Source organism: Vibrio neonatus (assembly GCF_024346975.1).
Lineage (GTDB): Bacteria > Pseudomonadota > Gammaproteobacteria > Enterobacterales > Vibrionaceae > Vibrio > Vibrio neonatus.
This window is the reverse complement of sequence record NZ_AP024885.1, coordinates 1,360,956-1,385,128: the sequence shown is the minus strand read 5'-3', so window position 1 is coordinate 1,385,128 and position 24,173 is coordinate 1,360,956. Positions and strand designations below refer to the sequence as shown.

Below are 24,173 nucleotides of genomic sequence, written 5' to 3'. Positions count from 1 at the left end.
TTGATTTTAATAACAACTAGAGTCTAGGTAGGACGCAAATGCCAAATTCGGAATTACTTTTGGGCAACTCGCTGCAACAACGCAATGAGGGTGCTGAGCACGTATTACTGTCAATCGGTGATGTCATTCAAGAACGAATGTTTTTTCACCCTGCACTGATTGGTAGTGACTTAACGCTAAGTGATGCTGATCAAATGGCATTGGATGCTGTAGTCAATGGACAAGATCTGACTGAGTTTTATCAAGAAGTGCTTAATGAAACGGCAACTGAACTTGAACTGGCTCAATACAAACGTGTTCGCGTACAACTGAGCAACTGTGACAGCAGTTCTTTCTCGGCGCTTATTGCGGGCAGTTTAGAAGAGTGTGAAACCAACCCTATGTTAGGTGCGCGTGGCGTTTCTCGTTATGCCTCGGATTTTTACAAGCCAAGTTTTGCTTTGGAATGTCAGTTTATCAAAGCGCTGCGTGAAAAAGAGATTAACGTAGAAGTCGTAGTACCGTTTGTACGCAGTCTAAGCGATGCGGCTAAGGTTATCGACCGATTAGCAGAGCAAGGTCTTCCTCGTGGATTAAACGGCTTAAAAGTGCTGTTTGGCGCGGATACACCATCAGCGGTACTTCTTTCTGAACGTTTGCTGAAATACTTTGATGGCGTGTGTGTGGATTTGGCTTCTCTAACTCAGTTGACTTTGGGTATTGATCGCAATAATGAAGCAGTATCTACTGGCTACAATGTACAAAATGAAGCTGTGCTAGGACTGCTAGCTCAAGTATTAACCCAAGCTAATGCAGCGCGTAAATCTTCTATTGTGCTGACTGAAGCGCTTGCAGAAAATACTAAGCTACAAGAGTTTTTACTTGAATACCCTCAATGCGACATTATTAACGTCGATTAATTACTGAGCGTCGAACGGGTTTAACATGTGTCAATGATTTGTGTGAGCAAATCATTGCCCATAGTGTTAGCTACGTTCTATCAATAAAGTCCAGAAAAGGCTTTGTATTGTGTAACTAAGGCAATACAATCGTCGCGATATCGACTAATACGAGTAAAAAAATGATAAAAATTGGCCAACTTAACGCACTTACAATTACCCAAATCACTGATTTTGGCGTTTTTCTAGACGCATTTGATTATGGGAGTGTGCTACTTCCTAAAAAACAACTCAGTGACGAGCCTGAAGTTGGTCAATCTATTAACGTATTCCTGTACTTTGATTCAGATAACGCATTGTGCGCTACCCGCGAAAAACCAATTGCACAAGTGGGCGAGTGGGGTTTGATGGAAATCACTAGCATCAACAGCACTGGCGCATTCGTAAACTGGGGAATTGAGAAAAAAGATCTATTGATCCCTTACAGCGAACAGCGTGCCCGTTTCAATGAAGGCCAAACTATCTTAGTGTACGTTTACACGGACAATGCCAGTGGCCGTATCGTAGGTACCACTAAGTTCAACAAATGGTTAGATAAGACGCCGCAACATTATAAATCTAATCAACAAGTTGAACTGCTTATCGCCGAGCGAAGTGACTTAGGTTACAAAGCGATTATTAACGGTGAGCATTGGGGCATGATCTTTAGCTCTGATGTGATTGGTAAGCTGTTTATTGGTAAGCGCCTAAAAGGTTACATCAAACAAGTGCGTGAAGACGGTAAAATTGATTTATCACTACAAAAGATTGGCGTGGCTAAGATGGATGATCTTAGTGAGAAGATTTTAGACCTGCTGGATAAGAAAGACGGTTTCTTGCCGCTAAATGATAAGTCGACACCTGACGCTATCTTTAAAGTGTTCCGCACCAGTAAAGGCACGTTTAAGAAAACCATTGGTGGTCTGTACAAAGCAGGGCATATCACCATTGAAGCTGACGGTATTCACCGCGTTAAATAAGCGTGTTTATTAAAAGCAAAAAAATAGCCTAGGTTATCCTCACCTAGGCTTAGGGGAATGGCTCTTCTTTAGAGCCTGCGCTAATCGCGTTATTCCACTAAGTTTAGTACACCGAGCGCGTCTTGCCATAACGCAAAGCCGCACTCGGTATTAATAGATAGCATCTGTTTGAATTAGAAAAGATTATTATCTCTTACCATTTCTCGTGGTAATCCATTTTTAACTCTATTGCCAACCCATTTGCCTAAACCTATCGTGACATTGTCATAACGCACTAAGATTTCGCCTTTGCCACCGCTTTGTAATGGACGAATGTCTCGACCCATATACCATTCACGTGCTTCTTCCAACGTTAAATCGATAGCGTTTGTTTCGTTGTGCTCACTCATGGCGACTACGCCTTGATGTTGCCAGCGATAGCCTTTCTTATGTGCTTCGGCAAGTTTAATGCCAATACGTTGAAAACGCATTTGACCTAACAAGGGTTCAATTAATTTTGGAAATAGCCACACTTCGTTATCACGTTGCCAAAGTGAAAAACTGGCTGGGATAGTAATGCCTAGTGTGGTGGATAACGATTTGGTTACGGCGTCACATTCTTTTGTTGATAACAATTGGAAAGGAAACTTACCCAAGCGTTTTTTAACGGCAGGCGCAGTCACTGAAGCTGTCTTTTTAAATCGGGCGATAAAGAAGCCTTCGCAATCATAAACTTGCGGGTAAACGTGCAGATAACCCTCTTCAGTAGCAGAGCGCTCAGCTTCATCAAATAACTGTTGTAATGGCTCTACTTCAATGCAATCGGCAAAGGTGTCTAATAAATGTTGCACCACTTGTTGGTTTTCTTGCAGGTTTAAAGTACAAGTTGAATAGACCAAGGTTCCGTTAGGTTTTAGCGCGTGAAAGGCACTTTCTATCAGATCTTTTTGGGTGCTGGCAATTTCTTCAACCGAGGATATACTCCAGTTTTTCATTGCATCTGCGTCTTTTCTTAATGAGCCTTCGCCTGAGCACGGAGCATCCAGTAAAATTGCATCAAAGGTTTCTGGAAGCCAAGAGCCAAACACGCGAGCATCAAAGTTGGTCATCGCCATGTTGCCGACGCCGCAACGCATCAGGTTTCCAAATAAAATCTTTACTCGGCTAGCGGAAAACTCGTTGGCAATCACTAAGCCATCTTTGCCAATATGGCTAGCAATTTGTGTGGTTTTCGAACCAGGAGCGGCCGCCATATCTAGTACGCGAAATTCATCGTTGACGTCAAGTTGCTCAAATAAGGCGGTAACAGGCATCATTGAACTGGCTTCTTGAATGTAAAATAACCCAGCAAGATGCTGACTGGTGTTACCCAATGAGGTGCAAGACTCATCCACATCATCTAACCAAAAACCCTCAGCACACCAAGGAACCGGTGTCAGTGTCCAACCCATTTCAGTGGCTTGTTGTGTAAATTCTTCAACCGATATTTTTAAGGTATTCACTCGAATACTGCGCTTTAAAGGGCGTCTGCAAGCCTCAAGCAGTTCGTCTAACTTAAGGTGACTAGGCATTTGTTGCGCGATAAGTTCAATAAACTCATCTGGGATATATACGTTCTGATGCAAGGTGGAATTCCTGTTGAGGGGAGCGAGCAAGGGAAGTGTAGCAATGCTGACGGTGGGATGAAAGCGTTAAAGAGTGGCCTTTAACGCTTTATATTGCTTGAGTTGAGCGCAGTCAATCCAGTGCTAGTGCGGTTTAGGAATGACAGTGCGCCATTCTAACCATTCAGGCTCTGCGGTTGCGTATAGATAAAATGAGCGTTCAGGCTTGGCAATAGCCGACAAAGACGAGGCTTCGGGAGTCGAAAATGCAATGCCGCCTTTTAATAAGCTTTCTACCGTACCTGCTTTTACTTTTGCGCCGCTAAGCCCGACAGAAATATCTAAACCTGAGACATTCCAAAATAGTGAGTTTTCTCGAATCAAATACGCATAATCTTTATCAATATCTATGCTGATGATCACCCGGTCGGCCAAATCGCCAAGGCGAACATCACTGACCAATCCCACTGGAATTTCGCGATATAAAATCGGAGTGTTTGGCGCAATAGAGCCTTTGACTTTACTTTGTAGATAAAAACGAACCGTTTGTTTACCGGGTTTTTGCTGATAGAGGGTAAAGTTGTCTTGTCGCTGTTTGTTGCGGGCAGGGTTCACTTCGATACTTGGTATTAAAGCGCTGGCTAAATTCTTCACCCCAGACAAGCTCACTTCCGGGCTCACTACCCAAAAGGTAGAGCCTTTAACCGCCACTTTATCCACATATTTTGGGTAAATACGGGCCAGCACTTCCACGCCTTGTTTCTCAAAAAGAGGTGAAACCACGGTCACTTCACCCACATCGACGCCTTGATATTTGATTTTACTGCCTGTAGTGATGGATGAGTTTTCAGTGGCGTTTAGGCGAATGATTTTACCGAAGTGACGCGCTGCATCCTGATCAGGGTAGAGTTTGTAGTGATGACTGAGTTTATTTTCTACGCCCGCGATGCTATCAAAGGCGATGCCGCCTTGTATTAGTCGTGTTAATGGCGCGGCTTTTACTGAGACTCCGGTTAACCCTGCTTTTATATCAACCCCTGAATGGTTCCAAAATACGGTATCGGCTTTAATTAAATGCCGATATTGGCTATCCAGTTTAATCGATACTTCCATGCCCGAATGTCCAAGTTCATAATCGAGCACTTGCCCAACAACCAAGTTGCGATAGAACACTGGGCTTCCAACGTTAACCGAAGGCAGTTCACTTGAAATAAGGGATAGGATTTGATGACCCGATGCGCTATCAAGTGCCAACTGGGCTAACGATTCATTGTCATACAGGGCGTAGCTAGAATTAATTGATGGCTTGCCATCTTGAATAAAGCTAATACTGCCAGCTAGTAAGTGTTGGATAGGTGGAATATCCACATTTAACGCGCCTGCGTCCAAACTCGCTGAAACGCCACTTGAAAAGTAAAATCGGTTTTTAGATCGAATCAAATCTCGATATTTGGCTTCAATTAGGACATTAATTTTAACGCCTTCCTTTTGCAGTTGTGACGACGTAACGTGCCCCACTTGAATGCCTCGGTATAGCACGGCAGAGCCACTATTGAGACCGAAACTGTGTTTTGCCATTAAAGACAGCGCTACATTACTGCTGTCTTGCACGTTCAATTCATCTTGTTTAACGGCTTTAAAAGAGCGAGAGGCTTCACCTTCACCGGGTAACAGGGTGAGAAAGTTGCCGGTGACAAAGTTGCCTAGGTTGTCGATGCCGCTAAGGGAAAGGGAGGCTTCTTCTAACAAAAACTGTGAGCCGGAATTTAAAAGATCGTGATAGGCCGGCTCTATAGTGGCTTGCGCTACGATATCGGCGCGGTCTTTGCTTAATCTGATGTTAGTGATTTGACCAATTTCAATGCCGCGATAAATCAACGGCGCACCTGACGGGTTGATATTGTTGTCATCGGGTAGAGTGATTGAGATAGGAATACCTCGTCCTGCGGTGGCAAGATCTGGATAGAGTCTAAATTCAGTATCCGAATCCACTTTGTGTCCGCGAGCAGGAGAATCGACCGCTATGCCTCCGCCAATAAGGGCAGCTAAACTCTCGACGCTAACATCAACGCCATCAAAACCCACTTTGGCATTAATGCCAGAGACATTCCAAAAGCGGCTTTCGCTGGTAATTATGTGTTCATACTCTTCATCAATCAGCGCACGTAAAATGACAGACTTGCCTTCTTGATCAAGGTTAAAACTGTAGATCTCACCAATTGGGATTTTTCTAAATAAGATTTTTGAACCGACATTGACCGAGCCTAAATCTTTACTGCGTAAAGTCAGTCGCAAACCTTCTATATTGCCGCTGTGTAAATCTTGTGGCGCTTTTGGCAGAGCGTTGTAAGAGAGCGGCACTTTATTAAATCCAGTGGTGGCGCTTTGTATAGCGATATAATTGCCCGAAACTAACGCATCTAACCCGGAAACACCGGAAAGACTAGCAGTAGGTTTTACTAGCCAAAACTTGGTGTCTTCACCTAACAGTTGCTTAGCATTGGGGTAGAGCTCGGCATCAACATAAATGCCGTCCAAATTTGGCGCTAATTCCAGTTTTCTGACCATGCCCACTTCTAAGCCTTGGAAGCGCAGTGTGGTGCGTCCGGCAATTAAGCCTTGCGCGTTAGAAAAGTGAATACGGATATGTTGCCCTGATTCGCTAATGCTTTTGTACATTAGCCATCCGCCCAATAGTAAGGCAATGATGGGCAGCGCCCAAAGCGGTGAGAGTCCCGTTGAACGCTTAACTTTAGGAGACGGCAACGAAGAGTGGGTTGGCTCGGTCATGAAAAAGTATCACCAGTTGAATTAGATTGAGTTGAGTGGCTATCGCTAGTTTTTTTATCGCTAGGGCTTTTATCGCCAAGGTTTGTAACGTTATGGTTTTTCCATATCAATTTTGGATTTAATGCATCGGTTGCTAGCATGGTAAAGATGACGACAACACCAAAGGCTACTGCGCCATAACCTGGGGTAAAGTTCAATATTTGTCCGCGATCCACTAGTGTAAGCATAATAGACATCACAAAAAGGTCGACCATTGACCATTTTCCTATCCATTTAACGATGTAAAACAGCATCATACGTTGTCGATGAAAAACAGTGCGTTTGAAATGGATACATAAAAGTAAATATAAAATTCCCAATATCTTAGCCACGGGCACTACGATACTGGCGACGAAAATTATGATGGCAATCACCAGCATGTCGTTGTTAATCAGTGAAATGACGCCAGAAAAAATGGTGTCCTCGATTCTTGCGCCATTGGCAAAAAGTATCGAAATAGGCACCACGTTAGCTGGGATTAAGGCGATGGTAGCCACAATAAGAAATGCCCAAGTCGCCTGTAGCGATTGACTTTCATTAAAGGTAATGGGTTGATGACAGCGAATACAGCGTTGGCTCGTTTGTTGTGCTTGTGATGTTTGCTGTACTAGGTGACACTGCGGGCAATCTTGCAAATGGCGGTTTATCTGACCCATTTGCAGTTTTGGCAGACTAGGGCGCTCAACCGCTAAGGTCTGATCAAAGCTTTGCCAATACTTTCGTGGGCTCACCCGTATCACTATGGCAAGACACACCAGTTGTAACACACCTAAAACCGGTAGCGATAAGCCAAAGATAAGGTCGCTATAATCGGTGAGTTTAAAGCAGCAAATAGCAATACTGACGATATAAACATCAATCATCATCCAGTGTTTTAAATGATAAACCCCGAACATGCTCCAGCGCATTAACGAATAATGTTGCCATTTGAGGGCAAGATTGGCGGTGATAACGCTCACGCACAGCGTTATGGGTACTAAAAAGCTACAAAACAGCACTAATAAGCCAACAAAGGTAAACCCTTCATCTACTAGCAGTACCACACCTTGTAATAAGGTGGCGTCAATGTGCTCACCGAATAAACGTATTGATAAGAATGGGAAGAAAACCACGGGAATAAATAGCATTAAGCCGACAATGGCGAGTGCCACATCTCCCGAGCAGGTGTGACGGTGCCCACGATAAAGTTGCGTATCGCAACGTGGACAATAGGCATTTTGATTATCCGCAATCGGGGGCGCCGCTACCGTGATGCCACAACCTTGGCAAACTCTTAGCTGCGAACTTGAATAGTGTTCATCCTGGCTTAGCGGTGAATGCTTAGAAGAGCTCATTGCGATTTTAGTAACTTACTTTGAATGTTTATTGTCATAGTCAGTTTAGATTCAACGATTTATGAGTTACAGTTTGCAGTATATACGCAATATCGAACTTTGAATTCAACAGAGAAGCGTATACAAAGGTTTGGTTACAATTTCAAAATAGGTGATTAAGTGAATATTAAAGACTACCAAAGGGTTATACAACAGGTTGAAGCGTTAATTGGCGATGAAACAAATATAATTGCGAATCTTGCGAACATCAGCGCTGTACTTAATATGGAATTGTCCGATATTAATTGGGTAGGCTTTTATCTTAAAGAAAACGATCAGTTGGTTTTAGGCCCATTCCAAGGCAACCCAGCCTGCATTCGAATTAATTGGGGTAAAGGGGTATGTGGCACCGCAGCTGCAACCAATACAGTACAGCGCATTGAAGATGTACACGCATTTGAAGGTCATATTGCCTGTGATGCAGCCAGTAATTCCGAGATTGTTATTCCGTTTTCAATCAATGGTGAGGTGTATGGCGTATTAGACATCGACAGCCCTAAACACGGTCGATTTAGTGAAATTGATGAGCAAGGGCTAGTTTTATTGATGGATATGGTCGAAAAATTGCTCAATAAAGCAATTAACTCTTAGTAAAATAACACTCGGGTGTGGTTTTTACTTGGCATCTCTTTATAATAGCGCAGAATATTATTGAGAATCTCGCGCACAAAGTCGCGTTTAATCAGGAACCCGCATGGAAAACACCGAAAAATTAAAAACCAGCAAAGAAGTGATTGCGTACATTGCTGAATGCTTCCCTAAGTGCTTTACTTTAGAAGGCGAAGCTAAACCTCTGAAAATTGGTATTTTTCAAGATTTAGCAGAACGTTTAAGTGAAGATGCGAAAGTGAGCAAGACTCAACTTAGAGCAGCGCTAAGACAATACACTTCTTCTTGGCGTTACCTTCATGGCGTCAAAACTGGTGCGGTACGTGTTGACCTAGATGGCAACGACTGTGGCGTACTAGAACAAGAACATGTGGATCATGCGCAACAAGCTCTTGCTGAAAGCAAAGCTCGCGTAGCAGCTCGCAGAAAAGAGCAAGCTGATAAAGCTCGTGAAGAGCAAAAAGCAAAACGTGCTCAAGCTAAAAAAGCCGCACCAGCTCGTAAACCTAAACCACGAGTTGAGCAAGCTAAGAAAGCCCCAGTTGAAACACGTACATTGAACAGCGATGAAATCACTGTTGGTAATAATGTAAATGTGAATATGGGTAAAGGCAACATGGCTGCGACCATCGTTGAAGTCAACAAGGATGATGTGCGAGTGCAACTCAATAATGGCCTACAAATGGTCGTTAAGGCGGAGCATCTTCGCGCCTAAAAGGAGCTTATCCTGCGAATGAAAATGCGTTCAAAGATTACGCTGATTGCAGCTAGCGTTATGCTAGCTGCGTCTGCACAGGCTGTTGAAGCAAACCTATCGGTAAAAGATTTACCGGTTCTCACCCCAGAGCTTCAACACCAAACGGCTGCAAAACGAGTCACTTCTCGTTTTACTCGTTCTCACTACAAGCAATTTAAGCTTGATGACCAATTCTCAGCCGAGATATTTGATCGATATCTCAATATGCTAGATTTTAGTCGCAATCTCTTTACTCAATCAGAAGTCGACGGTTTCAAAACAGAGCGCACTCAGCTTGATGAAGCACTCGTTGCTGGTGATAACACCATTGCTTTTGAGCTTTATAACATTGCAATGCGTAAACGCTTTGAACGTTATCGCTACGCGCTTTCTTTACTCGACCACGAAATTAAGTTTGATGTGGATGAATCGATAGAGTTAGACCGCAGCAAAGAAGCTTGGCCTGTTGATGAAAAAGAAATTAACGATCTGTGGCGCAAGCGCGTTAAATACGATGCGTTAAACTTAGCTCTGACAGATAAAAAATGGCCTGAGATCAAAGAGATACTGACTAAGCGTTATAACAACGCCATGAAACGAATCTCTCAATCTCACAGTGAAGATGTTTTTCAGCTGTATATGAACGCCTTCGCTCGCCAAGTAGACCCGCATACTAGTTATCTATCTCCTCGTAATGCCGACTCATTCCAAGCGGAAATGAACCTTTCTTTAGAAGGGATTGGCGCTGTGTTGCAAATGACCGACGACTATACGGTGATTCGCTCACTTGTCGCTGGTGGACCTGCTGCAAAAAGTAAAGAGTTGAACGATGGCGATCGCATTATTGGCGTAGGTCAAGAAGGCAAAGAGATTGTTGATGTGATCGGTTGGCGTTTAGATGACGTCGTTGAGCTGATCAAAGGTCCAAAAGGCACCAAAGTCATTTTGCAGATTTTGCCTGAAGGTAAAGATGCGAAAAGCCGTGAAGTCACTATTGTTCGTGACAAAGTTCGCTTAGAAGATCGCGCAGTTAAATCTGAAGTGATTGAAAAAGACGGCAAAAAGTTTGGTGTACTTGAAGTGCCTAGCTTCTATGTTGGTTTATCTAAAGATACCGATAAGCTGATTACAGAGCTTAAAGCCAAAAACGTGGATGGCATCATTGTTGATCTGCGTAACAACGGTGGCGGTGCGTTAACCGAAGCAACCGCGCTATCTGGCCTATTTATTACTAGTGGCCCAGTGGTGCAAGTACGTGACAGTTACGGTCGCATTAATGTGAATTCTGATAACGATAATCTGATCAGTTATGACGGCCCGATGACGGTACTGATTAACCGCTACAGTGCATCTGCCTCTGAAATCTTTGCCGCTGCTATGCAAGATTACGGCCGAGCGATCATTCTTGGTGAGAATTCCTTTGGTAAAGGTACAGTGCAGCAACACCGCTCGTTAAATCATATCTACGATTTGTTCGACAATGAATTAGGGTATGTGCAATACACTATCCAGAAATTCTATCGAATTGACGGTGGCAGTACTCAAAACAAAGGTGTGATCCCAGATATTCAATATCCAACACCGATTGATCCTGCTGAAACGGGCGAGAGCGTTGAAGACAATGCGTTGCCATGGGACAGTATTGAGCCGGCTAAATACAACACAATGACTGATGACACAGCTCTTGTTAAGCAGTTGACTGCGCAACATGAACAACGTGTGCAAAAAGACATTGAGTTTGGTTTCATTAAAGAAGACATCGCTCGTTATAAAGAAGAGAAAGATTCTAATGAACTGTCTTTAAACATGAAGACACGTCAGCAAGAATCGGATAAACGAGACCAAGAGCGTTTACAGCGAATTAATACTCGCCAAAAATCGCTTGGCGAAAAAACCTTTAAGTCTTTAGACGATATTCCAAAAGACTATAAAGCGCCGGATGTGTATCTTGATGAGTCAGTCGCTATCATGGTGGACATGCTGTCGGACACTGCAAATTAAGCGCTGTTTAACGCCTGATATAACCTAAAATTAAAAAGTGGCTTTAAGCCACTTTTTTTATGTCTGTCGATTTTGTTCGTTATAAAAATAGTGTGAGTTAAGTCAAATTTTTCGCATATTTCCCTAAGTCGCTCTACGCTTAATAAGTGGACGCAATTTGGGGATAGTGATGAAAAAATTTTTGTTGGTATTACTAATGATGGCGTTGCTGCCTTTTAAAGTCAGCGCCGATAACAATCCAGAAGCCAGTTTTGATTATCCGTTTATCCTTGGCGAGTGGTACATCTCCAATAACGAACCTGATTCAAACCAAGATGATTTTTTAGCGATTCGTTTGCGTCTAGGGTCTAATTATTCCTTTTCTATTGATATTCAAAAGCGCGATTATACCGTAGAGCATTGGCAAGGCACGTATAACGCCAGTAGTGATACCATCATTTTAGGCTTAGATACGCCCACGCCACAGGTGTACGCCTATCAGACTACTCACAACCGACTTAATTTAAATGGCATTACTTTTCACAAAGCGTTATCTAGCCCATTAGCGGGTGTATGGTCGAGTCAAATGTTAGCGGGAGACGATCTGCTTGCCAGTAATGTACAAAAGCTTGATCTGATCTTACAGCCGGATTTTGTGTTTATGTCACGCTCCAGTGGTATTGGCGGTCAAGAGTCTATAAAGCGGGGCATTTATTATATTGAAGACGAGCATATTGTGTTGCTCTACGAAAACGGCGAAACCCAATCCAGTTACAATCTGCAAGATGACATCTTAACGTTGTCAGGGGCGGGTACAGATATGTATGCTGAGCTGGCAAGGGTGCGTTAATTAAAGTTGGCCTGTCGATTGTTGTTTGTTCTGAATCATCATCACTCGTTACGCTAGTGTAATAGTATTTATATTGCGCTTTGGTGGTGCTATTACTAAAGGGGCTTAGGTTTAAAGTTTGTAGTTGTTATTTCTAAACAGGGTGTGTTGGCAAACTCATTTATGCCCTTTGCGTGTTAGATCATATACTCTTCGTAAATTAAGCAAATTTATAATAACCAACATTTTCTAATAGTAGGGGCTGAATGTAGCCAGTTCCTCCGAAGAGCGGTAAGTAAGGAATCAAAGCTGTTTAATATTGCTAACACGAAAAGTTTAACATTTTGACTTTTCTATTTACGTTATAGTTTTAGTATTAAACAACATGTTATGTTACAAGTGTTTTAATCGTTCATATCAAGGAATGCATAGTGAATAAATTACTTTTTCTTACAACCTTGCCTCTAGCACTCACAGGCTGTGTAAATCAGTTTGCTTCTATGCCTAATGCTTCCGTTACTGACCCTATTGATTATGTTGAACAGTACCAAGCAGCTTCTGAAAAAGGTTTACTTAACCCATTAGCTTTCGTTGGCGGTCGAGATGACGGAAATAATTTCCGTAAATATCAAAAGTCATGGTGTGCAGTATCAGAAGCGGCCCTTTACAGCCTTAAAGATGACTTAAAGGAGCTGTGTCAAAACAAAGGTGGTGAATTACGTGGTCAATGGTGCGTAAAATCCAATTCGGACATCCCTCTCTTTAAAATGGATATAGCTCACAGTAACATGCGGTGCTCAACTGGCACTTCTTCTTATGCAGAGGTTATTGCCCCCATAAACGATACAGACACAAACGATAGTAAGTGGATTGCTCTCGCAAAAAGTAATGGCTTTGAAACTGCTGCTGAAATTGAGACAGCTGAAAAGCAACGTCAAACTGCTCTCGAAGCCCTAAAAATTGCGAAAAAGCAACAAACGTTACGTGAACAACAGCGCAAAGAAGCAGATAGAATTCAAATGCTTTCAACTCGTGGTCTAAGAATTTGCCAAAACGCGAAGTATAGTTATCAAGGAAAATATACAGGGTTTGTCGAGGGTTTCACCGATAAAAAAATCAAAGTCCATGTTGCCCACTTAGGAGGCGATGGATGGACAGCATCAGGTTTTAAGGAGAGCACTATCTGGGATTATCCTGATAATTGGTATGTCTGCGATAGATAGACCGAAAGATTTTTTAGTAGCTTCAAGCCCATACTAACCTCGGTCAATGACTGTAGTGGTTTAATGATCCCGGACACCCAATTAGGTGATAAAGTCACCACAATTAATGAGGTGTTCAATGACAAAACGACAACGACGTACATTTTCTTCTGAGTTCAAAATGGATGCAGCATGCTTGGTTCTTGATCAAGGTTACTCTGTTCCCGAAGCAGCACGCTCAATGGATGTTGGTGAAACAGTTTTACGGCGCTGGATCGAACAGCTTAAGATCGAGCGAGGTGGTATTACCCCAACGGCCAAAGCGCTTACTTCGGAGCAGATAAAAATCCAAGAATTAGAAGCCCGGATTAATCGACTTGAGAGGGAAAAGTCGATATTAAAAAAGGCCACAGCTCTCTTAATGTCGGACGAGCTCGAACGCTCTCGTTGATTGATCACTTAAGGGAGCATGAATCAGTCAAGTTGTTGTGTGAGCTTTTTGATGTAGCTACATCTTGCTATTACGAGTTTAAACAGCGTAAACCCGATGCTAATCGTGTTCGGCTTGCTAGCAGGATAAGAGAGCTTTTTAACATTAGTCGTGGCTCTGCTGGAAGTCGCACGATTGTGTCTATGCTTCGCTCAGAAGGCATCAAAATTGGCCGATTTAAAGTACGGAAGTTAATGCATGAGGCCTGTTTAGCAAGTAAACAACCCGGCTCCCATCGATATAAATCGGCTAAAACAGAACGTCCAGACATCCCGAATTTGTTGAAAAGAGAATTCTCGGTAACCATTCCAAATCAAGTTTGGTGTGGTGATATTACTTATATTTGGTCAGGCTCAAGATGGGTATATTTGGCAGTTGTTCTAGACCTTTATAGCCGTCGAGTTGTTGGCTGGGCTCTATCCAACAAACCCGATTCGGCTCTAACAACTAAAGCTTTAGATATGGCTTGGGAACAGCGAGGGCGACCAGATGGTGTTATGTTCCACTCAGATCAAGGGGTTCAATACGGGAGTCGCAAGTTCCGTCAAAGACTCTGGCGATATCGAATGGCTCAAAGCATGAGCCGACGTGGAAACTGTTGGGACAATGCGCCGATGGAAAGGTTATTTAGAAGCCTGAAAACAGAATGGATTCCGGCAACTGGTTACATGAACCAAAACCAAGCCCAAAAAGACATCAGCTATTACCTGATGAACTATTACAATCGACAGCGGCCACATCAAGCAAATGATGGGGTTTCGCCGGTTACTGCCGAAAATCGGCTTAAAATAGTGTCCGGTATTTGTTGACCACTACATAAAGCAACAGGAACGCGCAATGGCTTGCCGCCCAGTGCCTTTTTCAATGTCATTACTAACAGTATGGTTAATGGTTTTTTAACCGCAAATTAGCGCCATTTCGGCTAAAGATCGAAGATAAATACATCAAATGTAAATCTTTGTGTCAGAGATTTGTGAATACCGCATCAGAATACTTGTAATTATGCTGATAAAAATAGAATCTAAGCCATTAAGAATCCCAATTCAAAGGAAGTACGAATGCAAGATACAGCTTCTGTTCAGCCTGTAGCCAAATATCGTAAAGATTACACAGCGCCTTCTCATACTATCAGCACGCTTGACTTGCTGTTTAAATTGCACAACACCGAAACTTTGGTGACAGCAACCTCGCAAGTGACTGCCAACCAAGGTGCAACTGAACTTGCATTAGTCGGTGAGCAACTTTCATTACAAGCGGTATTAGTCGATGGCAATGCTTGGTCTGACTATGTACGTACCGATGAAGGTTTGACTATTTCAAATCTGCCACAATCCTTTGAACTGACAATTACCACACAAGTGGATCCTTCAGCGAATACTGCGTTGGAAGGTTTGTATTTGTCTGATGGAGCATTTTGTACTCAGTGTGAGGCAGAAGGCTTTAGACGCATTACTTACTTCCTAGATAGACCTGACGTTCTGGCTAAATACACCACAACGATTGAAGCTGACAAACAAGAGTTTCCTTTCTTACTAAGTAACGGTAACAAAGTGGCGCAGGGCGATCTTGAAAACGGTCGTCATTGGGTTAAATGGCAAGATCCGCATCCAAAACCAAGCTACTTGTTTGCATTGGTTGCTGGTGATTTTGATCAACTGACCGATACCTTTACGACGTGTTCTGGTCGTGAAGTCGCTCTTGAGATTTTCGTTGATAAAGGCAATGTTGAACGCGCACATCACGCGATGCTAAGCCTTAAAAACTCAATGAAATGGGACGAAGAGCGCTTTGGTCTTGAATACGATCTTGATATCTACATGATTGTAGCGGTTGATTTCTTCAACATGGGTGCAATGGAAAACAAAGGCCTAAATGTCTTTAACTCTAAATTTGTACTGGCGGATCAATCTACTGCCACTGACCGTGATTACCTTGGTATTGAAGCGGTGATTGGTCACGAATACTTCCATAACTGGACAGGTAACCGCGTAACTTGTCGCGATTGGTTCCAGTTAAGCCTAAAAGAAGGGCTTACTGTATTTAGAGATCAAGAATTCTCTAGTGATCTAGGCTCTCGCTCTGTAAACCGCATCAACCACGTTCGCATTATTCGTGGTCCGCAGTTTGCCGAAGATGCAAGCCCAATGTCTCATCCTATTCGCCCTGAAAAAGTGATTGAGATGAACAACTTCTACACGTTAACTGTGTACGAAAAAGGCAGTGAAGTGATTCGCATGATTCACACACTTCTAGGCGAGCAAGCGTTCCAAGCGGGCATTAAGTTGTACTTTGAACGTCATGACGGCACAGCAGCAACGTGTGATGACTTTGTGGCGGCAATGCAAGATGCATCCGGCGTTGACTTAAGCCAATTCAAATTGTGGTATAGCCAATCAGGTACACCAACAGTGACAGTGACTGATTCGTATGATGCGCAAGCTAAAACTTACACATTAGATATTGCTCAGCACACGGCGCCAACCGCCACTCAGCAAGAGAAGCAAGCACTGCACATTCCGTTTGATGTAGAGCTGTACCGCAATGATGGTAGCGTTATCACACCTATCATTGACGGAAAAGAACATTCAACATTGCTGCATGTGACTAAAGATTCACAACGTTTTGTGTTTGAACAAGTCGACGAAGCGCCAACACCATCATTGTTACGTGAATTTACCGCTCCTGTGAAACTTGAGTATCAATATACTGAGCAGCAATTAGTCTTGCTAATGAAGTGCGCAACTAATGAAGTGTCTCGTTGGGATGCAGGGCAAACTTTGATGTCACTGTACATTAAAGAGGCGGTGACTAACGGCACTGAAATTAAATTGTCAGCCGAAGTGCTTAACTCGTTTAAAGCACTACTAACTGATAATGGCCTTGATAGCGCATTTGTGGCTGAAGCATTAACTTTACCACCTCATAGCGAAGTTTGTGGTTGGTTTGATGTGATTGACGTTGATGCAATTTCAAAAGCATTAACTGAGTTGAAACTGGCATTGGCAACAGGCCTTGAAAGTGAACTGTTGAACACTTACCAATCCTTTAGCAGCGAAAGCTACGACATTTCACATCCAAGCATTGCTAAGCGCTCATTGCGCAATACTTGCTTGAGCTACTTGTCGTATCTACCAGCACATCAAGAGTTAGCCAAAGCACAGTTTGAAGCTAGCGATAACATGACCGACACTATGGGCGCACTGTCTGCAGCAAACCAAAGTGATCTTGCTTGTCGTGAAACGTTAATGAATGCGTACAGCGAACGTTGGGCACATGACGGTTTAGTGATGGATAAATGGTTTATGTTGCAAGGGACTAAGCCTAGTCTTGATGCGCTAGCCGGTGTTAAAGCGTCGATGAACCACAGTGCCTTCAGCATGCAAAACCCTAACCGCGTGCGTAACTTGATTGGCGCATTCTTCGCCAACCCATATGGCTTGCACGCTATTGATGGCAGTGGCTATCGTTTTGCCGGTGAGATGCTACAAAAACTCAACAGCAGTAACCCGCAAGTAGCGTCTCGCTTGATTGACCCGTTACTTAAATTTGCTCGTTACGATGACACTCGTAAAGCAATGATGCGTAAAGAGCTAGAGATTTTGCGTGACACGCCAGATCTAGCGAAAGATCTATTTGAAAAAGTAGAAGCCGCATTAAAGTAATAGGGCATAGATGCTACAAGGGTATGAGTTGAACGATACTCATCGATAAACTCTTGCGCACTATCGCACATTATTAACATCATTATGAAACCAAAGGCTTAGCATCACGCTAAGCCTTTTTTTGTTCTATATTCAAGGGAAAGATGTGTTTATTAACAGCGTCATCACACATCTGATTTTTTTAAAGATAAGCGTTTAATTTTAGTAACTAAAGTGAAATAAAAATCCTACAATGACGCCAATAAGCAGCGGTTTGTGCTTATACCTAGTGAAACAGATACCTGGTACTACCTAGATAACAAACTATATAACAATAAAAAAATATTAGATGGAGTTTGCCCTATGAACGCACGTGAACCCTTAGTCCCTATCTTGCTCGAAAAAGTCTATCAACTGATCAAAGACAAAGTTGATCCTAGCCATCAACAGGTTGTGACTAAACTGGCACAACATTTGTTTAGTCATATTTCCCATGACGATCTTGCCTCTCGAAACGAATCTGATTTATACGGCGCGGTAGTGAGTTTGTGGCAACATTTAAAAGAGAAGGGCTTGGACGAACTATCGGTAAAAGTGTTTAATCCCTCCCTCAGTCGCAATGGTTGGCAATCAACGCACACCATTGTCGAAATCATCGTTCCTGACATGGCTTTCCTTGTCGACTCACTAAAAATGACACTGTCACGTATGGGCTTATCTAGCCATATTATGTTGCATGGGCCTGCGAAGTTGCACCTGCAAGACGGCAAAGTGTTTGATATTAATAACAAAGAGTTAGAAGGCAAGCTGCAATCGGTTTTCCACATTGAGGTAGACCGCTTATCGAGTCAATCGCAAATGGATGAATTGCAGGCCGAAATTGCTAGCGTGATGAAAGATACCCATTCGGTGGTCAGTGATTGGCAACCGATGAGCGAGGTGCTTAAAAAAGTTGTCACTCAAGTGAAGGGGCTTGAAAAAATAAAAGGCCTTGATAAAAAACATGTCGCAGAGTCGTTGGAGTTTTTAAATTGGCTCGGCAATCATAACTTTACCTTAATGGGTTACAAAGAGTATCGCTTAATTGGTGATAACGATGAGCTTAGATTGCAACCCACAGAAGAACCCGGTTTAGGTTTGTTCTCTGATACCAGCCGTGTTCGAGAGACCAAACTGGCGCAGTTTTCTGAGTCGGCGCGCGAAGAAGCGACTAAGCCTTACATTCTCATACTCACCAAAGGCAACCGTCCTTCTCGAATCCATCGACCGGCTTACAATGATTACATCGGTATTAAAACCTTTGATAAGCAAGGGAATGTGATTGGCGAACATAGATTCACCGGTCTTTATACCTCGGCTGTGTATAACCAAAGTGTGGAACGTATTCCTCTTGTGCGAAATAAAGTGGCGCGCATTCTACAAGGCAGCGGCTTCTTAGCGGGGTCGTATTCGTTTAAAGCGCTGCACAATATTTTAGAAACCTATCCCCGTGATGAATTGCTGCAAGCCAGTGAAGATGAACTGCTGCACATCGGTATGGGCGTGGTGCAGATGCAAGACCGCGATATGATTCGCTTGTTTGTGCGCAAAGACCCGTTTGGGCGTTTTCTTAGTGCCATGGTGTATGTGACTAAAGAGCGTTACAACACAGAACTTCGCCGGCAAACTCAGCGCATCTTCAAACGCGCGTTTAATACCGACCAAGAAGTTGAGTTCACCACCTATTTCTCTGAAAGCCCATTAGCTCGAACCCATTATATCGTTCGAGTCGATGATCAAGATCTTGATTATGACGTGAAAAGCATCGAGCAAGATCTAATGGAAGCGTCTTCCACTTGGGGAGATCGTCTTAAACAAGCCATAGTATCAAGTCTGGGTGAAAGCCAAGGATTGCCGCTGGCAAAAGGTTATATGGATGCGTTTCCTCGTTCGTATCAAGAAGCGGTATTGCCTAATGCGGCTGTGGCAGATATTGAACGTTTACAGCAGTTAAATGAAGCGAATCCTTTGGGAATGCTGTTCTATCGTCCCCAAGAAGAGTTGATGGATTCAAAAGTCGTTCATTTAAAGCTCTACCATAAAGACTCACCGATACATCTGTCTGATGTTATGCCTATGCTAGAGAATTTTGATTTGCGCATTATTGGCGAGTCGCCGTATCAAGTGGAAACCAAAAGCGGTCAAACGTATTGGATTTTAGATTTTTCTATGTTGCATAAAGGAAACACGGTTGTCGATTTCAACAAGGTGCGCGATCGTTTCCAACAGGCCTTTGCGGGTGTGTGGCAAGGTCAGTTAGAAAACGATGGTTTCAACCGATTGATTCTCGGCGCTGGGTTAACCGGTGTCGAAACAACGATTTTACGTGCTTATGCTAAATATATGCGTCAAGTGGGCTTTCCGTTTAGCCAACAATACATTGGTGATACGTTAGCCGCGCATCCTAAACTGGCTAACTTTTTGGTGAGCTTATTTGAAAAACGTTTCTTGCCAAGTAATCAAGGTGATGAAGCTTCGCAACTGAAAGTGGTTGAGAAAATCAATGCGCAACTTGAAAAAGTCGAAAGCCTTGATGACGATAGAATTGTGCGTCGTTATGTTGAGATGATTCGCGCAACGCTACGCACCAACTACTATCAGTTATCCGAGCAAGGGGAACGTAAACCGTGTTTGGCGTTAAAGCTGAGACCGAAAAATATTCCTGAAATACCTAAGCCAGTGCCTGAGTTTGAAATGTTTGTTTATGCGCCAGATGTAGAAGGTGTACATCTTCGCGGCGGTAAAGTGGCTCGAGGCGGATTACGTTGGTCAGACAGGCAAGAGGATTTTCGCACCGAAGTGCTTGGCTTGGTTAAAGCACAACAGGTGAAAAATACTGTGATTTTGCCTGTGGGCGCAAAAGGCGGCTTTGTGTGTAAGAAGCAGCACTTGATGACAGGTCGAGATGAGATTTTTGCCGAAGGTCAGCGTTGTTATCGCAAGTTTATCAGTTCGCTATTGGATGTCGCCGATAACATTGTCGAAGGCGAGTTGGTTCCGCCACCAAATGTGGTGCGCCACGATGAAGACGATTCTTATTTGGTAGTCGCTGCTGATAAGGGCACGGCAACTTTCTCTGATATTGCAAACAGTGTTTCTCAAGAATACAACTTCTGGCTTGGTGATGCGTTCGCCTCTGGCGGATCAAATGGTTACGATCATAAAGTGATGGGCATAACTGCCAAAGGTGGTTGGGAGTCGGTAAAACGTCATTTCCGAGAGCTGGGCATTAATTGCCAAACCACCAACTTTACCGTTGTAGGTGTGGGGGACATGGCTGGAGATGTATTTGGCAATGGCATGTTGTTATCCAAGCACATCTTACTGCAAGCGGCATTTAACCACTTACACATCTTTATCGACCCAAATCCAGATGCTGCGATTTCTTACGCTGAGCGTGAACGTCTGTTTACTACGCCACGTACAGGTTGGGATGATTACGATAAGACATTGATTTCTAAAGGTGGCGGCGTATTCTCGCGCAAAGCTAAATCTGTGACCCTGTCACCTGAAATCAAAGCTATGCTAGGCATAGAGGTTGATGTGTTAGCGCCCAATGACTTGATTAAGCATCTTTTGATGATGCAAGTTGACTTGTTATGGAACGGTGGCATCGGCACTTATGTGAAATCCAGTAAAGAGAGCCACGCCGATGTTGGTGATCGCGCCAACGACATTTTGCGCATTAATGGTAATCAGTTGCGAGCGAAAGTGGTCGGCGAAGGAGGCAACTTAGGCTTAACCCAACTTGGCCGTATTGAATTTGCCTTAAATGGCGGATACGTCAATACCGACTTTATTGATAATGTGGGTGGCGTGGATAGCTCCGACAATGAAGTTAATATTAAGATTTTGCTTAATGGTTTAGTGCAAAACAGTGACCTGACGTTAAAACAGCGCAATGAAATTCTCGATTCAATGGAAGCGGACGTGTCAGAGATTGTGTTGCATCATGCCTATTGTCAGTCAGAATCAATTTCTGTCACTGAAGAGCAAGGCATTGTGGGGATGAAAGAGCAGATGCGCTTTATCCATACCATGGAAAAAGCGGGGCATCTTGACCGTCAACTTGAATACATTCCTGACGATGAACAGCTGCAAGAGCGTGAAAAGCAGGGTATCGGTCTATCAAGACCAGAGCTCTCTGTGCTGGTGGCGTATGGTAAAATGCTGTTAAAAGAACAACTTGCCACTGATGCTATTGCCCAAGATGCGTATCACGCCAAACAGTTAGTGCAATACTTTCCTGATAGGTTACGCCGTAACTATAAATCTAGCATGGACTCACATCCACTGCGCACCGAGATCATTGCCACTGCATTAGCCAATGATATTGTCAATGAAATGGGATGCAACTTTGTGACTCGTCTGCAAGAAGAGACGGGCGCCAATGTGGTGGATATCGCCAATGCATTTGTGGCTTCCAAAGAGCTATTCAAATTCTCGGAGGTGTTTAGCAATATTCGTGAGCACGACAATCGCATTGACGCTAGCTTGCAATACCAACTGATGATTGTGATTCGCCGTACATTACGTCGTCTCACTCGTTGGATGCTAAGAAATCGTTCCCACAATAGCAGTGTCAAAGAATTGGTGGATCGTTTTAGATCCGACGTAGACGTTATTGTGAGTAAGTTAGATCAATTCTTGGTGCCGGATGAAGTCTTGCAACATCAAACGGTCGCCGATGAATGGATAGCACAAGGCGTCGATAAAAAACTGGCCAATTATCTGGCTCGATTGTCTAGTCTGTACTGCTGCTATGATATTTCTCTGGCCGCTAAGGAATGCGCTACGAGCATCGAGCGCACCGCCAAAATGTACTTCTATCTAGGGGATCGCTTATCTCTGCATTGGTTCTTAGATCAAATCAATAATAAGGTGGTGGATAACAATTGGCAGGCACTTGCAAGAGCCGCCTTTAGAGAAGATCTTGACTGGCAACAGCGTCAACTGACAGTGCAAGTGCTCAACTGCGGTTGCGGTGATAATCCAGCAAACGAAGAGACCACCATTGATAATTGGATCAACAATAACCAGTTAGCATTGCAGCGCTGGGAAAACACCTTAAACGAGTTCAAAGTGGGGAATGTGCATGAATTTGCTAAATTTTCTGTCGCATTAAGAGAGTTAATGCTTTTAAACTTGAATTGTGAAGCAACAAAGTAAATAATACAGCCCCGTTTACACGGGGCTTTTTTTATCGGAGGCACAATGCTCTACCGTCTTGCCAGAACTGGCTTATTTCAATTCAACGCCGAAAAGGCGCACGATCTTGCGATCAACTATTTACCTAAATTAACAGGTACACCGTTAGATCTGTTTTATCGTCAAAAATTACCAAATCGTCCAGTCGAATGTATGGGCCTAACGTTTAAAAACCCTGTTGGCTTAGCCGCGGGACTTGATAAGAATGCGGAATGTATTGAAGCATTTGATGCAATGGGTTTTGGCTGCGTAGAAGTAGGGACGGTAACGCCACGTCCTCAACCTGGCAACGATAAACCTCGTATGTTCCGTCTACTAGAAGCTGAAGGCATTATCAACCGTATGGGTTTCAATAACCTAGGTGTAGATGCTTTAGTGGAAAATGTGAAGAAGGCAAAATTTGATTGTATTCTTGGCATTAACATCGGCAAGAACAAAGACACGCCTATCGAAGAGGGTAACAGCGATTACCTAATTTGTATGGAAAAGGTCTATCAGTACGCTGATTACATTGCGGTAAACATTTCTTCACCGAATACTCCGGATCTGCGTACGCTACAATACGGCGATGCTCTGGATTCACTGCTGGGTGATTTAAAAGCCAAGCAAAAAGAGCTGTATGAGTTACGTGGTAACTATGTACCGCTTGCGTTAAAAATTGCACCTGATCTTACTGACGATGAAATCGTACAGATTTGTGATTCTTTGCGTAAACACGCTATTGATGGTGTTATTGCAACGAACACGACGCTGGATCGTAGTATTGTTGAAGGCATGAAGCATGCAGAAGAAACCGGCGGTTTAAGCGGTCGTCCTCTGCAACTGCGCAGTACTGAAGTGGTTGCGAAGCTTTATCAGGAACTGGGTGAAGATATTCCGATCATCGGCGTTGGTGGTATCGATTCTTTTGTGTCTGCAAAAGAAAAACTGCAAGCGGGCGCAAAATTGGTTCAAGTCTACTCAGGCTTTATTTTCCATGGACCAAACTTAGTACGCGATATCGTGAAAAACCTGTAATCAAGTTGCAGTAAAACCAATTGTTTAGCGTAAAAAAAGGGGAATCATTTCCCCTTTTTTTTTCGTTTTCTGTTAGTAGAATTATCAGAAAGTAACGTGGACCTCGTAAAACAGGGATGGTGTAGCGTCTTACTTAAACTGAGTTTAAAGACAGGACAGGGTTATGCTTAAGCTAAACGATACATGGAATTGGTACTACGACGAGGAGCAATCCTCGCTAATGCTTGAGATAAGTGAAGAGATGGTATTTCGCTCTAACTTACCTCGTAAAGTGCTTATTGAATCAGCTTTTAAACCACAAAAATTTTCTGTTGAAGATGCGGATATCTACCATGTCTTCCAAGACTCCGTAAAAGGTCTTCCACTTTCTATCCCTCGCCAAGCTGAGCTGGTACTCAAAGCTGTTGCCGTTAAACGCTTCCATAAGCCTGTACAGCCTAAAAGCTGGTTTTTTGATACTCAGTCCAATGGCTATCAGCCACAGGAAGGGGAGGTTGTGGAGCTGCAGAATGAATACAACACCGGTTACTTTATGGTGGTTGAGAGTTCCGATACCGCCAGTATCGTTGTGTCCGTGAATAGCGAAGACTTCTATTTAACGGGCAGCAAACACCTTTCGTTCTGCCAGCCCATCAAAGTGATGCACGACCGCATGCGTTCAGCCAATGCGTTGTTCTTCCAAGCACAAATACAGATGGTGTCTTAATCTTTCCTCAGCCAGTTTAAAAGGGTAATGGGAA

15 protein-coding genes are annotated in these 24,173 nt (G+C 43.3%); 12 read left to right on the top strand and 3 right to left on the bottom strand.

The features are described 5' to 3' along the window. Window positions 1–38: 38 nt before the first annotated feature. Window positions 39–899 carry a putative PEP-binding protein gene (locus tag OCU38_RS06420; protein ID WP_152819893.1) on the top strand — a complete coding sequence of 287 codons (861 nt, stop codon included), beginning with the start codon at window positions 39–41 and terminating at the stop codon, window positions 897–899. 161 nt (window positions 900–1,060) lie between these two features. Further along, complete coding sequence (locus OCU38_RS06415; RefSeq protein WP_023404689.1) at window positions 1,061–1,897, top strand: CvfB family protein; 837 nt, start codon at window positions 1,061–1,063, stop codon at window positions 1,895–1,897. A gap of 173 nt (window positions 1,898–2,070) precedes the next feature. On the opposite strand, the gene rsmF is transcribed toward OCU38_RS06415, so the two are convergent. The 3 genes from rsmF to OCU38_RS06400 all read right to left on the bottom strand — a co-directional run bounded on the left by rsmF (window position 2,071) and on the right by OCU38_RS06400 (window position 7,643). Beyond that, window positions 2,071–3,501, bottom strand: coding sequence for a 16S rRNA (cytosine(1407)-C(5))-methyltransferase RsmF (gene rsmF, locus OCU38_RS06410; RefSeq protein WP_261822420.1), 1,431 nt, complete (start codon window positions 3,499–3,501; stop codon window positions 2,071–2,073). 123 nt (window positions 3,502–3,624) lie between these two features. After that, entirely contained in the window at window positions 3,625–6,270 is a 2,646-nt protein-coding gene (locus OCU38_RS06405; protein WP_261822419.1) for an MlaD family protein, read from the bottom strand. Continuing rightward, a complete protein-coding gene (locus tag OCU38_RS06400; RefSeq protein ID WP_261822418.1) occupies window positions 6,267–7,643 on the bottom strand; it encodes a paraquat-inducible protein A in 1,377 nt (458 codons plus the stop codon). Before OCU38_RS06400 ends, OCU38_RS06405 begins: the two co-directional genes overlap by 4 nt. Window positions 7,644–7,802: 159 nt before the next feature. Between OCU38_RS06400 and OCU38_RS06395 the strand changes: the two genes are divergently transcribed. From OCU38_RS06395 to OCU38_RS06350, 10 genes are all read left to right on the top strand, one after another. Further along, window positions 7,803–8,273 carry a GAF domain-containing protein gene (locus tag OCU38_RS06395; protein WP_261822417.1) on the top strand — a complete coding sequence of 157 codons (471 nt, stop codon included), beginning with the start codon at window positions 7,803–7,805 and terminating at the stop codon, window positions 8,271–8,273. Between the two features lie 103 nt (window positions 8,274–8,376). After that, window positions 8,377–9,006, top strand: coding sequence for an RNA chaperone ProQ (gene proQ / locus OCU38_RS06390; protein ID WP_152819898.1), 630 nt, complete (start codon window positions 8,377–8,379; stop codon window positions 9,004–9,006). 18 nt (window positions 9,007–9,024) lie between these two features. Next, window positions 9,025–11,028, top strand: a complete 2,004-nt coding sequence (gene prc, locus OCU38_RS06385) for a carboxy terminal-processing peptidase (RefSeq protein ID WP_261822416.1) — start codon at window positions 9,025–9,027, stop codon at window positions 11,026–11,028. 169 nt (window positions 11,029–11,197) lie between these two features. Continuing rightward, window positions 11,198–11,857: a hypothetical protein gene (locus tag OCU38_RS06380; RefSeq protein ID WP_261822415.1), complete on the top strand. Its 660-nt coding sequence runs from the start codon at window positions 11,198–11,200 to the stop codon at window positions 11,855–11,857. A 410-nt stretch (window positions 11,858–12,267) separates the two neighbouring features. Then, entirely contained in the window at window positions 12,268–13,059 is a 792-nt protein-coding gene (locus OCU38_RS06375; protein WP_261824208.1) for a hypothetical protein, read from the top strand. A 118-nt stretch (window positions 13,060–13,177) separates the two neighbouring features. Continuing rightward, window positions 13,178–14,337 (top strand): IS3 family transposase gene (locus OCU38_RS06370; RefSeq protein ID WP_261824123.1). Its coding sequence is split into 2 segments (ribosomal slippage): window positions 13,178–13,436 and window positions 13,436–14,337, totalling 1,161 coding nucleotides; the frame shifts between segments, so codons are not numbered across the junction. Window positions 14,338–14,586: 249 nt separating this feature from the next. Beyond that, entirely contained in the window at window positions 14,587–17,190 is a 2,604-nt protein-coding gene (gene pepN, locus OCU38_RS06365) for an aminopeptidase N (RefSeq protein ID WP_261824207.1), read from the top strand. 342 nt (window positions 17,191–17,532) lie between these two features. Then, window positions 17,533–22,377: an NAD-glutamate dehydrogenase gene (locus OCU38_RS06360; RefSeq protein ID WP_261824206.1), complete on the top strand. Its 4,845-nt coding sequence runs from the start codon at window positions 17,533–17,535 to the stop codon at window positions 22,375–22,377. Window positions 22,378–22,422: 45 nt separating this feature from the next. Continuing rightward, window positions 22,423–23,433, top strand: coding sequence for a quinone-dependent dihydroorotate dehydrogenase (gene pyrD, locus OCU38_RS06355; protein WP_261824205.1), 1,011 nt, complete (start codon window positions 22,423–22,425; stop codon window positions 23,431–23,433). Window positions 23,434–23,596: 163 nt separating this feature from the next. Then, a complete protein-coding gene (locus OCU38_RS06350; RefSeq protein WP_021715083.1) occupies window positions 23,597–24,139 on the top strand; it encodes a cell division protein ZapC in 543 nt (180 codons plus the stop codon). The last annotated feature ends 34 nt before the right edge of the window (window positions 24,140–24,173 follow it).